This is a genomic window from Microcystis sp. M083S1, from assembly GCF_020246405.1.
Taxonomy (GTDB): Bacteria; Cyanobacteriota; Cyanobacteriia; order Cyanobacteriales; family Microcystaceae; genus Microcystis; species Microcystis aeruginosa_C.
The window spans coordinates 1-12,748 of the sequence record NZ_JADBTB010000133.1 but is presented as its reverse complement, the minus strand read 5'-3'; the positions used below and the strand labels follow the sequence as shown (position 1 = coordinate 12,748).

Annotated in this window: 16 protein-coding genes; 12 read left to right on the top strand and 4 right to left on the bottom strand. The window is 41.8% G+C overall.

What is annotated here, in order from left to right:
• Nucleotides 1–137: 137 nt before the first annotated feature.
• The gene (locus IM450_RS13290; RefSeq protein ID WP_287671331.1) at nt 138–965 is read right to left on the bottom strand and encodes a DUF3598 family protein; all 828 of its coding nucleotides are present in this window, start codon (nt 963–965) and stop codon (nt 138–140) included.
• A 37-nt stretch (nt 966–1,002) separates the two neighbouring features.
• Between IM450_RS13290 and panD the strand changes: the two genes are divergently transcribed.
• Together panD and IM450_RS13280 are read left to right on the top strand one after the other, a co-directional pair.
• Nucleotides 1,003–1,422 carry an aspartate 1-decarboxylase gene (gene panD / locus IM450_RS13285; RefSeq protein ID WP_002804106.1) on the top strand — a complete coding sequence of 140 codons (420 nt, stop codon included), beginning with the start codon at nt 1,003–1,005 and terminating at the stop codon, nt 1,420–1,422.
• Nucleotides 1,423–1,496: 74 nt separating this feature from the next.
• Nucleotides 1,497–2,684, top strand: coding sequence for a TRC40/GET3/ArsA family transport-energizing ATPase (locus IM450_RS13280; RefSeq protein WP_002804104.1), 1,188 nt, complete (start codon nt 1,497–1,499; stop codon nt 2,682–2,684).
• Nucleotides 2,685–2,858: 174 nt separating this feature from the next.
• Here IM450_RS13280 and IM450_RS22540 read toward each other — a convergent pair whose 3' ends face one another.
• The 3 genes from IM450_RS22540 to rpaB form a co-directional block, all read right to left on the bottom strand.
• Nucleotides 2,859–3,098 (bottom strand): hypothetical protein, encoded by a 240-nt coding sequence (locus tag IM450_RS22540; RefSeq protein WP_409805062.1) that lies wholly within the window; start codon nt 3,096–3,098, stop codon nt 2,859–2,861.
• A 229-nt stretch (nt 3,099–3,327) separates the two neighbouring features.
• A complete protein-coding gene (locus IM450_RS13270; protein ID WP_002804100.1) occupies nt 3,328–3,969 on the bottom strand; it encodes a cofactor assembly of complex C subunit B in 642 nt (213 codons plus the stop codon).
• Between the two features lie 9 nt (nt 3,970–3,978).
• Nucleotides 3,979–4,707, bottom strand: a complete 729-nt coding sequence (gene rpaB / locus IM450_RS13265; protein WP_002781934.1) for a response regulator transcription factor RpaB — start codon at nt 4,705–4,707, stop codon at nt 3,979–3,981.
• Between the two features lie 233 nt (nt 4,708–4,940).
• On the opposite strand from rpaB, the gene radA reads away from it, so the two are divergent.
• The 10 genes from radA (at nt 4,941) to IM450_RS13215 (ending at nt 12,607) form a co-directional block, all read left to right on the top strand.
• Complete coding sequence (gene radA, locus IM450_RS13260; RefSeq protein ID WP_002804099.1) at nt 4,941–6,467, top strand: DNA repair protein RadA; 1,527 nt, start codon at nt 4,941–4,943, stop codon at nt 6,465–6,467.
• A 45-nt stretch (nt 6,468–6,512) separates the two neighbouring features.
• Complete coding sequence (gene petL / locus IM450_RS13255; protein WP_002752397.1) at nt 6,513–6,614, top strand: cytochrome b6-f complex subunit PetL; 102 nt, start codon at nt 6,513–6,515, stop codon at nt 6,612–6,614.
• A gap of 63 nt (nt 6,615–6,677) precedes the next feature.
• Nucleotides 6,678–7,133: a DUF29 domain-containing protein gene (locus tag IM450_RS13250; RefSeq protein ID WP_002804098.1), complete on the top strand. Its 456-nt coding sequence runs from the start codon at nt 6,678–6,680 to the stop codon at nt 7,131–7,133.
• Nucleotides 7,134–7,145: 12 nt separating this feature from the next.
• On the top strand, nt 7,146–7,601 hold the full coding sequence (locus IM450_RS13245; RefSeq protein ID WP_002804097.1) for a DUF29 domain-containing protein: 456 nt from the start codon (nt 7,146–7,148) through the stop codon (nt 7,599–7,601).
• An 11-nt stretch (nt 7,602–7,612) separates the two neighbouring features.
• Complete coding sequence (locus IM450_RS13240; RefSeq protein ID WP_002804096.1) at nt 7,613–8,068, top strand: DUF29 domain-containing protein; 456 nt, start codon at nt 7,613–7,615, stop codon at nt 8,066–8,068.
• 11 nt (nt 8,069–8,079) lie between these two features.
• Entirely contained in the window at nt 8,080–8,535 is a 456-nt protein-coding gene (locus tag IM450_RS13235; RefSeq protein WP_287671311.1) for a DUF29 domain-containing protein, read from the top strand.
• A gap of 11 nt (nt 8,536–8,546) precedes the next feature.
• The gene (locus IM450_RS13230) at nt 8,547–9,005 is read left to right on the top strand and encodes a DUF29 domain-containing protein (RefSeq protein WP_287671306.1); all 459 of its coding nucleotides are present in this window, start codon (nt 8,547–8,549) and stop codon (nt 9,003–9,005) included.
• Complete coding sequence (locus tag IM450_RS13225) at nt 8,998–9,927, top strand: lysylphosphatidylglycerol synthase transmembrane domain-containing protein (protein ID WP_287671301.1); 930 nt, start codon at nt 8,998–9,000, stop codon at nt 9,925–9,927. The genes IM450_RS13230 and IM450_RS13225 overlap by 8 nt, the downstream gene beginning before the upstream one ends.
• Nucleotides 9,928–10,112: 185 nt before the next feature.
• On the top strand, nt 10,113–10,922 hold the full coding sequence (locus IM450_RS13220; RefSeq protein WP_287671299.1) for a Uma2 family endonuclease: 810 nt from the start codon (nt 10,113–10,115) through the stop codon (nt 10,920–10,922).
• Nucleotides 10,923–11,233: 311 nt separating this feature from the next.
• Nucleotides 11,234–12,607, top strand: coding sequence for a 1-acyl-sn-glycerol-3-phosphate acyltransferase (locus IM450_RS13215; protein ID WP_287671297.1), 1,374 nt, complete (start codon nt 11,234–11,236; stop codon nt 12,605–12,607).
• Nucleotides 12,608–12,748 lie beyond the last annotated feature (141 nt).

The following is a 12,748-nucleotide window of genomic DNA, read 5'->3' as shown; positions in this document are numbered from 1 at the left end:
CCCCGAACAAGCCAGTTTTTCGCTCTGGAAGCGTTCTTCAACTGAAACCAGACATCCCAGTCTGGACTGAGATTTTCCCTACACCCCACACCCCACACCCCATACCCTGTCTAAACTCTAACCTCTTTGTCACCCCATCAGCAATTCACCTTTTCCTCCGTCACCAGAGTAATACCCGTCCATTCTCCCTTCTCGTTATAAGAACGAATTAGGCGCTGTCTTTGAGTAGGAGAAAGTAACCAACCCACCTCTAAAACAAAAGGATAACCGGCAGTAATTTTCAGAGGTGTATTACAGGAAGACCCATCGGGCAGCAGCAGTATTTGAATCGGCAGCGGACTATTTTCAAACAACAATCTTTGTCCCTCGATACGAGCGCTAGAAGTAATTTGATTATCACCAAAAGTCAAAGTTTGCGAGAGATAATTATCCCCCTGACGCTCGATCGATACATGGGTAGAATAGGCAGCAGAATTATAAAAATCCCGTCCCGTTGTCACCGCTTCTCCCCGCCATTGACCGAGTAATTGCTCCACCGTTAACATGGATCTTTCTGGGGAGCTAGAATCGGCCAACTTTTCCCGAATTAAAGTCAAGCGATCGAACTCACAGCGCTCATTAAATAACTGTACGATTCTTAATCGTCTTTCCCCGGAGATTAACCCAAATTCTGCTCCGAATTGTGAGGAAAAACTACTAAAATATAAAGAACCTTGGCAAAAAGCTCCCGTCTGGCTAAATAGAATACCCTGATGGAGAGAACTATACTCTAAAATCAAATCTTCTGGCGCTCGATCGCTGTAGAGACGGCGGACCAATTGACGAATCGATCGATTATTATTAATGCCTTGCAAAGATACCAAAGTCGGGGTATCTTCGAGCAGATCGCCTTGGGGAGACAGACGGGTAAAAGAACCTTGCCATTGACCGAGATTTTTTAGTAAACATTCCCACTGGGAGAGCATAATAATTGAAGTAATTGGGGGAAATAGGACAAAATACATGGGAACAATTCGATTAATGCACGCCAAACTCCATCGAGTGCGCGTCAGCGAGGCTAACGTCGATTATGTCGGCAGTATCACTATCGATCGAGAATTGATCGAGCGGGTCGGTATTTTGCCCCTTGAAGAGGTGGATGTGGTCAATCTTAGCAATGGTAAGCGCTTTTCCACCTACGTTTTTCCCGGCCAAACCGGGGAAATTTGCCCCAACGGCGGTGCGGCTCTGCTCTGTCAACCCGGAGATATTTTGATTATCTATGCCTACGAACAACGTCCAAGGCAAGAAGTTCTCGAAAAGGGTCATTTTGCCAAAGTTCTCGTCGCTGATGCCGAAAATCGCTGTCAGCAATTTTTTGAACAGAGCCTAATTCCCCGGGTTGATGGTCGGGGAGTGGAATTTTCTAGCCAAGAATGCTGATTCTTGTCCTCAATTTGTTAACTTTCCCGTCATAATGAGAATAAGTAATGTAAATTTTCTTAGAATCAGCCCCCATGCGTGTAATTCTCATGACCGGTAAAGGAGGCGTGGGTAAAACCTCCGTCGCCGCCGCTACAGGACTCCGCTGCGCCGAACTTGGCTATAAAACCCTAGTTCTCAGCACCGATCCTGCTCACTCTCTCGCTGACAGTTTCGATCTCGAATTAGGTCATGATCCTCGTTTGGTACGCCCCCATCTTTGGGGGGCAGAATTAGACGCACTAATGGAGTTAGAAGGCAACTGGGGCGCAGTAAAACGTTACATTACCCAGGTATTGCAAGCTAGGGGTTTAGATGGAGTGCAAGCGGAAGAATTAGCGATTTTACCCGGAATGGATGAGATTTTCGGTTTAGTTCGCATGAAGCGCCACTACGATGAAGGGACTTATGATGTGTTGATTATCGATTCCGCACCCACGGGTACAGCTTTACGATTGCTGAGTTTGCCAGAAGTGGGCGGTTGGTACATGAGAAGATTTTACAAACCGTTACAGGGAATGTCGATGGCATTGCGACCACTGGTAGAACCTTTATTTCGACCGATCGCCGGTTTTTCCCTACCAGACAAGGAAGTTATGGACGCTCCCTATGAGTTTTACGAGCAGATCGAGGCTTTAGAAAAGGTTTTGACCGATAATACTCAAACCTCGGTACGTTTGGTGACAAACCCCGAAAAAATGGTGATTAAGGAGTCTTTACGCGCCCATGCCTATCTAAGTCTCTATAATGTTTCCACCGATTTGATTATTGCTAATCGGATTATTCCCGACAAAGTAACCGATCCTTTCTTTGCCCGTTGGAAAGAAAATCAACAGGTTTATAAACAGGAAATTTACGATAATTTTCATCCTTTACCGGTTAAGGAAGTTCCTCTCTACTCCGAAGAAATGTGTGGTTTACCCGCTTTGGAAAGACTGAAAGAAACTCTTTTTGCCGACGAAGATCCAACTAAGGTTTATTACCAAGAAAACACCATTCGGGTAGTTCAACAGGAAAATAATTACAGTCTGGAATTATATTTACCCGGCATACCCAAGGAACAAATACAACTAAATAAAACTGGAGACGAGTTAAATATTCGCATTGGTAATCACCGTCGTAATTTAGTCTTACCCCAAGCTTTGGCAGCCCTGAAACCTTCCGGAGCAAAGATGGAAGATGATTACCTGAAAATCTCTTTTAGCAACGTGGTGAAAGTGTAACTTCCCTAGATTGGGTGGGAATGTGGGAAGTGGGAATTATAAATTCTAAATTATGAATTGGGAGGTGGGGAGCTTTTCAGTGTTGCCAAAGGCACGGCGTAGCCGTCCAGTAAACAGTGAACTGAAAAATAACATCTGATAACTGATAGCTGTCTCCCGTCAACTCTGATTTTTTCAGCCAACCCTAACTATGATTGCATAACTATCTTCGACTTTTTCCAGTCGTTTATCCATCCCTTCGACTTTCCGAGCGAGAGTTTTAATCTCTCCTTTTATTACTGCGGTTTCCACCTTTAAATCATTAACATCTTTTTGGAAAGTGCCAAATTTTTGATCCACATCTCTCTGGAAGTAATCTATTTTTTGATCCACATCTCTTTGCAAAGTATCGATTTTACTCTCGCTCCTTGTCAGGACGGATTCAAGGGAATAAGTAGTCGTGCAAAATTAATTTCCTAGTAAAGATAGGCAAGAGGCAAGAGGCAAGAGGCAAGAGGTGGTTAGATATGTGTAATTAATTTTGCTTAGGTACTTAGGTAACGGTTTCACCAGTTTGAGTCATCGGTTAAAATCCTGAGCTACAAGTTGATCACTAATTGCTTACTCTCATCTTAACCAAATTCTTAAATCTTACTGAAATCGCCTAAAACTGACTGAAAGTGTTGGCTAATTTATCAGCAATTCCCTCGATCCAAATTTCATCTTGTTTAGTATAACTGCGCGGCGCATTTGCCGCCAAAATTAACACCCCTTCCTTACCGATGGGTTGACAGATTAAGCCTTGGGTGTTTTCTGGCAAATAGTCAAACTCGATTTTAGCGGGATATAAATTTAAATTAACTAAATAAACGGCTTTACCGGTTTCTAAAACTCTTTTGATAATATTACTAACTTTAACTTCAGAATTCTGGCTTAAGATACCGCGACGTAATAAAACTTCTCCCCGATAATAAACGATCAGAGATTTTGTCACGGTGTTAGTTAAAAGTAAATGGGAAGCCCAGGCAAGCTCAATTTTAACCGCTTCTGGCAAATCTGGGGCAAATTCCAGGCCTTCGCGCCCGATTAATTCCACAGCATCTGGTAAGCGGGGTTGAACTCTTTGCCAGATTAAACCCACCAAAATTAAAACCCCACTCAAAATCACTCCCATCACATCGGAACGCGCTTGCGATGGGGTTAAATCGGCAGTGGCAAAACGATTAAACATTAATACCGTACCCCCGACGATGCCAGCGAACAGGGGTAACAGTCTTAAAATACGATTGGGATCAGCTGGTGCCATAGCTGAGAACTATTCCTCGTCTGGTTCTAGAATACGTTGAAAAAGATAGCCTGTACCTCTAGCGGTGAGAATTAACTCAGGATTACTGGGATCATCCTCTAATTTGGCTCGTAAACGGGAAATATGCACATCTACCACCCGCGTATCCACATGACGTTCGGGGGTATAACCCCAAACTTCCTGAAGGATTTCCGAGCGGGAAAAAGCTTCTCCCGATCGACTGACCAATAATTCTAGTAAACTAAATTCCATACCAGTCAGACGGATGCGTTCATCCCCCTTATAAACTTGGCGTTTATTGGTATCGATTTTAATGGAACCGATATGAATCACACCGGAACTGGGAATCCCCGGAGCGCCATTTTTCTCCACCCGACGCAACACCGAACGAATCCGCGCTTCGAGTTCTTTGGGAGAAAAAGGTTTAACCACATAGTCATCGGCGCCCAATTCTAGCCCGGTAATTCGATCGGCCACATCGCCCAAAGCGGTTAACATAATGATAGGAATATCCGATTCTTTGCGGAGTTCCTGACAGACACCGTAACCGTCTAATTTCGGCATCATCACATCCAAAACCACTAAATCGGGTTCGGCGGTGCGGAAGGTTTCTAAAGCTTCCTCTCCGTCGGCGGCGGTGACGACTTCATAACCAATCATCGATAAACGAGTCTCTAAGATACGACGGATGCTGGCTTCATCATCAACAACGAGAATTTTTTCCTTCTGGTTCTCCAACTGAATTAACACTCCTTAGTTAAATAGTGTGATGAATTTTAAAGTTAAATAACGAGCGTTCCTGTTTATAGAATATCCTTTTGCCGTTATCATTAAGCCTAAATTTCCTATTTTATTTCTTTTATGGCAATTATCAATAACTTTATGGTCTTGCTCTCCCTATATCATACTTAATTAAATTTGACAAGAGAATTGATCCCCAAACTGCTTTTCTTCAACTTTTCTTAAAAAACATGGCGAAATCGCGAACAATATATATCTGTAGCGCTTGTGGGGCGGAATCTCCCCAATGGTTGGGAAAATGCCCCAGTTGTGACACCTACGGGACTTTAGAAGAACAAGTGATGGCTGGTGGCAATAATCCGGCGGTAAATCGCCCAGGATGGCAAAATAGTCGCCCAAATAACGGCAAAGGGCAACGCAACCCCCAACCGCGCATCTCGGTTCGCTTCTCGGAAATTACCCAGTATGAACAGGAACGTTTTCCCTCCGGTTACGGGGAATTCGATCGCGTTCTCGGTGGTGGCATCGTCCCCGGTTCTCTTGTACTAATCGGCGGTGATCCGGGCATCGGCAAATCGACGCTTTTACTGCAAGTTACCAACCAACTCGCCCAAAGATTACCGCGCATCCTCTACGTTTCCGCCGAAGAATCGGGACAACAGATTAAACTGCGGGCTGCCCGTTTGGGGGTGGGAGTGGTTCCCGTGGAGTCGGAAAATAACGGCAATGGCAAGGAGAAAAAAGCCTCCGAATCAACCGCAGAACTCGATAATCATCTCTATGTTCTGCCAGAGACCGATTTAGAGGAAATTTTGCGAGAATTAGAATCTTTACGCCCACAGGTGGCGGTAATTGACAGTATTCAAACTCTTTATTTTGGGGCGTTAACTTCCGCACCGGGATCCGTCGCCCAAGTTCGCGAATGTACCTCCGCCTTGATGCAGGTGGCAAAACGGGAGAATATTACTTTATTAATTGTCGGTCATGTGACTAAAGAAGGGGCGATCGCAGGTCCGCGAGTTTTGGAACATTTGGTCGATACGGTGTTATATTTTGAAGGCGATCGCTATGCCTCCCATCGTCTCTTAAGATCCGTGAAAAACCGTTTTGGGGCAACCCATGAGATCGGTATTTTCGAGATGGTGGACCACGGTTTGGTGGAAGTGGAAAACCCCTCAGAATTATTTTTAGGCAATCGCGACGAATTTTCCCCAGGTACGGCGACGGTGGTAGCCTGTGAAGGTACACGCCCGATTGTGGTGGAGTTACAGGCATTAGTTAGCCCCACCAGCTACGCTTCCCCCCGAAGATCGACTACTGGCATAGAATACAACCGATTACAGCAAATTCTCGCCGTTTTAGAAAAGCGCGTCGGCATTCCTTTATCGAAATTAGATGCCTATGTTGCCTCCGCAGGAGGGTTGGGAGTGGAAGAACCGGCGGCGGATCTGGGAGTTGCGATCGCTATTGTCGCCAGTTTTCGCGATCGAGTCGTCGATCCGCGCACAGTCTTAATCGGGGAAGTGGGATTAGGCGGACAAGTGCGCTTAGTGTCGCAAATGGAACTAAGATTAAAAGAAGCGGCTAAATTGGGCTTTAAACGGGCAATTGTCCCTAGAGGTCAAGTTTATCCCGAAGATGTGGGCTTAGAAATTGTTCCAGTCGGCAAGGTAATCGAGGCAATTGTCGCCGCAATTCCCCCCCAGCAGCGCTTTGGGGAAGATATGGAAGACGAGGAAGGGGAAGGGCAAGAATAACGGTACAATGCTAAAAAAGATTAAATTACTTGGGAGATTTTCACCATGTCTGTGTTAGCTGTTGCTGCTTTAGCGGGTTATCTGATCGTTTTTACCGGAATTGCCCTCGGTCTCTTTTTCGGTCTGCGCTCCGCTAAAATTATCTAGTATATAAAAGCTGTAGTGATCGGTTTAACTGATCACTATTGCCCATTCTAGGGGAGATAAAAAATGACTGTTATTCCCGACTTAAAAACTCTCTACGAAATTGATGATTCTCTCTGGTTAGAAGAAACTATCGAACTGCTCAAGGCTAAAAATTTTGAAGCGCTAGACTTAGAAAACTTGATCGAGGAGTTAGAAGACTTGGGAAACGAGAAAAAGTTTCGTGTTGCTAGTTTTTTACAGCAAATTATTAGACATTGTTTATTATTACAATTTTGGACAAGTGAAAGAGAATATAATCAGGCTCATTGGCGTTCAGAAATTATCAATTTTAAAGATGAACTTAATACTTATTTGACGACTAATTTAAGAAATTATCTAGAACATAATTTGGCAACTATTTATGAAAAAGCCCTTCGCTATCTTCGTCAAAAAACCGATAATAAAGTCAACTTTCCTGATACTTGTCCCTACAGTTTAGAAGAACTGCTCGCTCCTAATTGGCTACCACCTTACAAATAAAGGAGATAAAAAATGACTGTTATTCCCGACTTAAAAACTCTCTACGAAATTGATGATTCTCTCTGGTTAGAAGAAACTATCGAACTCTTGAAAGCGAAAAAATTTGACGCTTTAGATTTAGACAATTTAATCGAGGAGTTAGAAGACTTGGGGAACGAAAAAAGGTTTCGTGTTGCTAGTTTTTTACAGCAAATTATTAGACATTGTTTGTTATTACAGTTTTGGACAAGGGAAAAAGAATATAATCAAGCTCATTGGCAAGCAGAGATAGTAAGTTTTCAATATCAGTTAAAGCGCTATTTAACCACAAATCTTCGTCAATACCTAGAACAGGAATTTGAGCAAATTTACTTTGAGTCCGTGCGATACGTTCGTAAAAAAACTGATAATAAAGTCAACTTTCCCGATACTTGTCCCTACAGTTTAGAAGAACTTCTCGATCCCAATTGGCTGCCACCTTACGAATAAAGGAGATGATAATGACTGTTATTACCGACTTAAAAATTCTCTATGAGATTGATGATTCTCTCTGGTTAGAAGCAACTATAGAACTGCTCAAGGCTAAAAGATTTGACGCTTTAGATTTAGAGAATTTAATCGAGGAGTTAGAAGACTTGGGAAACGAAAAAAGGTTTCGTGTTGCCAGTTTTTTACAGCAAATTATTAGACATTGTTTATTGTTACAATTTTGGACAAGTGAAAGAGAATATAATCAAGCTCATTGGGAGTCAGAACTGGTAAATTTTCAAGATCAATTAAATACCTACCTAACGGCAAGTTTACGGAAATATTTAGAACAGGAATTTGATAATATTTATCAGAAGGCACTCCGTTATGCGAGAAAAAAGACTAATAATCAAGTCCACTTTCCCAATACTTGTCCCTACAGTTTAGATGAACTGCTCGATCCCAATTGGCTACCACCTTACGAATAAAGGAGATGATAATGACTGTTATTCCCGACTTAAAAATTCTCTATGAAATTGATGATTCTCTCTGGTTAGAAGCAACTATAGAACTGCTCAAGTCCAAAAGATTTGACGCTTTAGATTTAGACAATTTAATCGAGGAGTTAGAAGACTTGGGAAACGAAAAAAAGTTTCGTGTTGCTAGTTTATTAGAGCAAATTATTAGACATTTCTTACTCCTACAGTTCTGGACAGAAGAAAGAGCATATAATCAGGATCACTGGGAGTTAGAAATAGTCAACTTTCAAATTCAGCTAAAAAGACGTTTAACCACTAATCTCTGTAATTATTTACAAAATGAATTAACTAACATTTATGAAGATGTAGTTTTCTTTGTGCGGAAAAAGACAAAAAATAAAGTTACTTTCCCCAATACTTGTCCCTACAGTTTAGAAGAACTGCTCGATCCCAATTGGCTACCACCTTACGAATAAAGGAGATGATAATGACTGTTATTCCCGACTTAAAAACTCTCTACGAAATTGATGATTCTCTCTGGTTAGAAGCAACTATAGAACTGCTCAAGGCTAAAAGATTTGACGCTTTAGATTTAGAGAATTTAATCGAGGAGTTAGAAGACTTGGGAAACGAAAAAAAGTTTCGTGTTGCCAGTTTATTAGAGCAAATTATTAGACATTTTTTACTCCTACAATTTTGGACAGAGGAAAGAGAATATAATCGTTCTCATTGGCGTTCAGAAATCGTCAATTTCAAGAACCAGATCGACAATTATTTAAATACTAATCTCCGCAATTATCTCAGTCAACAATTACCTCGTATTTACCAGAAAGCCTTAAATTATGTTAGAGAAAAAACCGATAATCAAGTTAGTTTTCCCCGGGAATGTCCCTACAGTTTAGAAAATCTGCTTGATCTCGATTGGTTCCCCCCAGAAAATGAATAAAGGAAAAAACGAAATGCTGAAAAAGTTTCTACGTTGGCTAATTATTGGGGGAACCTTATTTTTTGTTCTCAGTAACCTTAAAAATAACTGGGATAACGTCACCTCAGTTAGAATTGAAAATCATGGCTGGTTATTTCTTTTCTTGGCACTTGTAACCACCATTATCGCTCAAATTTGGGCAGGATGGGTGTGGACATGGATACTCAAAAGCTATCAACAACCGATTAAAACCTCCGCAGGAATTGGCATCTATATGATTACCAATTTAGGAAAATATCTACCCGGTAATATCGGTCACTTTTATGCTCGCATCGTGGCAATTAATAAAGCAGGAAGTGATTGGGGAACCGCTAGTTTAAGCGTTTTATTAGAACTTTTACTACTGGTGTGTGCAGCCTTAGCCATAGCAGTAATTGCTAGTGGTTTAGGTTGGATGAAATCTAGCTCAAGTCTAGGGATACAGATATTAGTTTTAGGATTAATTTTAATCGGCATTCATCCCAAATTTTTAAATTATCCTCTGAAAATCCTTAGCCAAAAGAAAAAGATTGCTCAAGAACCTGTTTATCTAACTCAATATCCTCTCGTTCCCCTCTTGGGTGAAACTGGATTTTTATTGTGGCGCGGTGCGGGTTTTATTTTAGCTTGGATGGTATTAAAAATGATTACCCCCGCTCAGATTTTACCCCTACTAGGAACCTTTAGTTTTGCTTGGTTATTGGGTTTAGTTGTCCCCGGAGCGCCGGGAGGATTAGGAGTGTTTGAAGCTACAGTAATCGCACTTTTAGACACAGAAAAATTTCCCGCCGCTAACGTACTTGTCACCGTTGCTATCTATCGTTTAATTAGCATTCTCTCCGAAGTCATTGCCGCCGGAATCGGGACAAAATTAGTTAAAGATAAAGCCAAGTTTTTTGGTTAGCTTAAGGATATTAGTCGTGTGTGTTAGCCCAATGTAACGCACCCAGAAGAAAAGTTTTGATCATTGTTAACTGAAGATAATTTTCTCAACTCCTAACATCTATCTCCTCACTCCTAAATTCTGATGTAACATAGGATCAATAATCAGCAAAAATATGGATACTCCCACCTAGAGAGGCCGAAAAAATGACGATTGCCAAAAGCGACCAAACTGCCACCTCTCCGGCACCGATAGAAGAAGATTTCGAGGACTTCTGGGAACCCCCCCCACCCCCCACAGACTTAATTTTTGATGATGGTGAACCCTTGGAAAGCAACCGACACCGCATTGCCATGAATGTCTTGATTCGTTCCCTACAGCAGGGTTACGGCGAGCGAGACGACTTCTACACCGGTGGCAATATGTTTATTTATTTCAGCCGCGAACAGGCGAAAAATCGCGATTTTCGCGGGCCCGATTTCTTCGCTGTCCTCAATGTCGATGGCAAGAGAGAGCGACAGGGGTGGGTAATTTGGGAAGAAGAGGGACGTTATCCCGACGTTATCGTAGAATTAACCTCTCCTAGTACCGCCAGAACCGATAAAGTGCGAAAAAAAGCCATTTATGAGGGAACCTTCCGCACGCCAGATTATTTCATCTACGATCCTTTCGATGGCAATTCTTTACAAGGATGGCATTTAGGGGCCGACCAACGCTACCATTCTTTAGAACGAAACGAGCGCGGCTGGTTATGGTGCGAAACTTTAGGCTATTGGTTGGGAACTTGGGAGGGGACTATTGACCGAGAAACGGCAATTTGGGCGAGATTTTATGACCCGGAAGGCAATTTAATCCCCTTACCAGAAGAAGCGGCACAAGAGCAAGCGGCTGCGGCACAGGAGCAGGCAGCTGCGGCACAAGAGCAATTAAATGCTACTCAGCAAGCTCTGGAAGCGGAAAGACAGCGTTCTCAACGGCTGGCGGCTCGTTTGCGAGAAATGGGGATAGAGCTATAGTATAGCTGTATTTGTTTAGGTGAGGAGGTAAACTGCTCCTGTTCCTCCTCGTTCAAAGTCGGTTAATTTCCCCTTTCACGGTTGAGGGAGCCTGCAATCCCAGTCTATTTGAAATCTAGCTCAACACCTGTTTGCTGCTGTGATTACCTTTTGGCCGGTGGGTAATTATTGATTAGAGTTTTCTTTTATTCTTCCTTAAACAGTAAACAGTAAACAGTGAACTGAAAACTCAAATCTGATAACTGATACCTGTCTCGGAGTCTCAACTAGGAAATTTATTTGGCACGACTACTTATACTTATATTACTTATATGTCTAATCTATCTTTGGGCGCACAACCTCCTCTAGAATTTATCCCCCCTGACCTTAATCTCTTACTTTTAAAGGGATGTCAAATCTTTTTACCTCTCTGGTTACAAACTCAAACCAACTTAAGAGAAATTTCCGCCACCAATCTAGAAACTTTAATCACATTTTATCAAAAAAGTCAAGAGAAAAAAGTCCGTTTACTGCTTGCTTTTCGTCATCCCAGTATTAACGATCCCTACTGTATGGCCTATCTTTTGTGGAAATTAGTACCCAAAAAAGCCCAAGAGTTAGGAATAAAATTACCAGCCCCAATTCACGCTCATTTTATGTATGATCGAGGGATTCCTTTATGGGCTGGAGAAAGGGTAGGATGGTTATATTCTAAGTTAGGTGGTACACCAATTCAACGGGGAAAAGCCGATTTAATCGGATTGCGCTCGGCTCGTCGTTTATTATTAGAAGGAGATTATCCTTTAGCCGCCGCTCCGGAAGGGGCAACTAACGGACATAATGAGCTTGTCAGCGCTATTGAACCGGGTATTTCTCAATTGGCTTTTTGGGGTGTGGATGATGTCAGAAAAGCTAAACAACAGCAAGAAGTAATTATTTTACCCATTGGTATTCAGTATTTTTATATGACTCCAGTGTGGCAAGAAATCGAGCAAATTTTAACTAATTTAGAAAACGATAGCGGTTTAGAACCCACCCCGAATTCATTCCGAGAAGAAAAGGTTTTATACGAGCGTCTTTTTCGGTTAGGAGAAAGATTATTATCCTTAATGGAGGATTTTTATCGAGATTTCTACTATCAATCTTTGCCTGTAGTAACTGCCAATGGTGATGATCCAAATGAAACCCTAGCTAAACGTTTAGCCAATTTATTAGATGTGGCCCTCCAAACCGTAGAAAAGTATTTTAATGTTTCTCCTAATGGTAATGTGATTGATCGCTGTCGTCGTTTAGAACAAGCAGGATGGGAACGCATTTATCGCCAAGAATTAAAACCCACTCATTCTATTTCTCCCCTTGAATTAGGATTAGCTGATCGCCTGGCTGATGAAGCTAATTTAAAAATGTGGCACATGAGAATTGTGGAAAGTTTTGTATCAGTAACTGGTTATTATGTCAAAGAAAAACCCACTGTAGAAAGATTCGCAGAGACAATTTTATTACTCTGGGATTTAGTGACAAGAATTAAAGGAGGTAATCCCTTTTTCCGTCCCCAAATTGGTCAACAAAAAGCAATAATAACTATTGGTAAACCTATTTCCGTATCCGAGCGCTATGGCGATTATAAAAGTGATCGACGCTCGGCCGTAGCACAATTAACCCAAGATTTACAAACCAGTTTAGAAAGTTTAATTATTCATCAGTAGATAATTAGGGTTTGCTGAAAAAGTCATTGAAAAGTACAGGTCTCTTAATCAATGATTTCACTTAGCTACAAGCATAAGCTTTAGTTGTTGATTAATTTTTAAGTTATAACTTATCCTAATCATTGACCGAGAAAAAGTGCT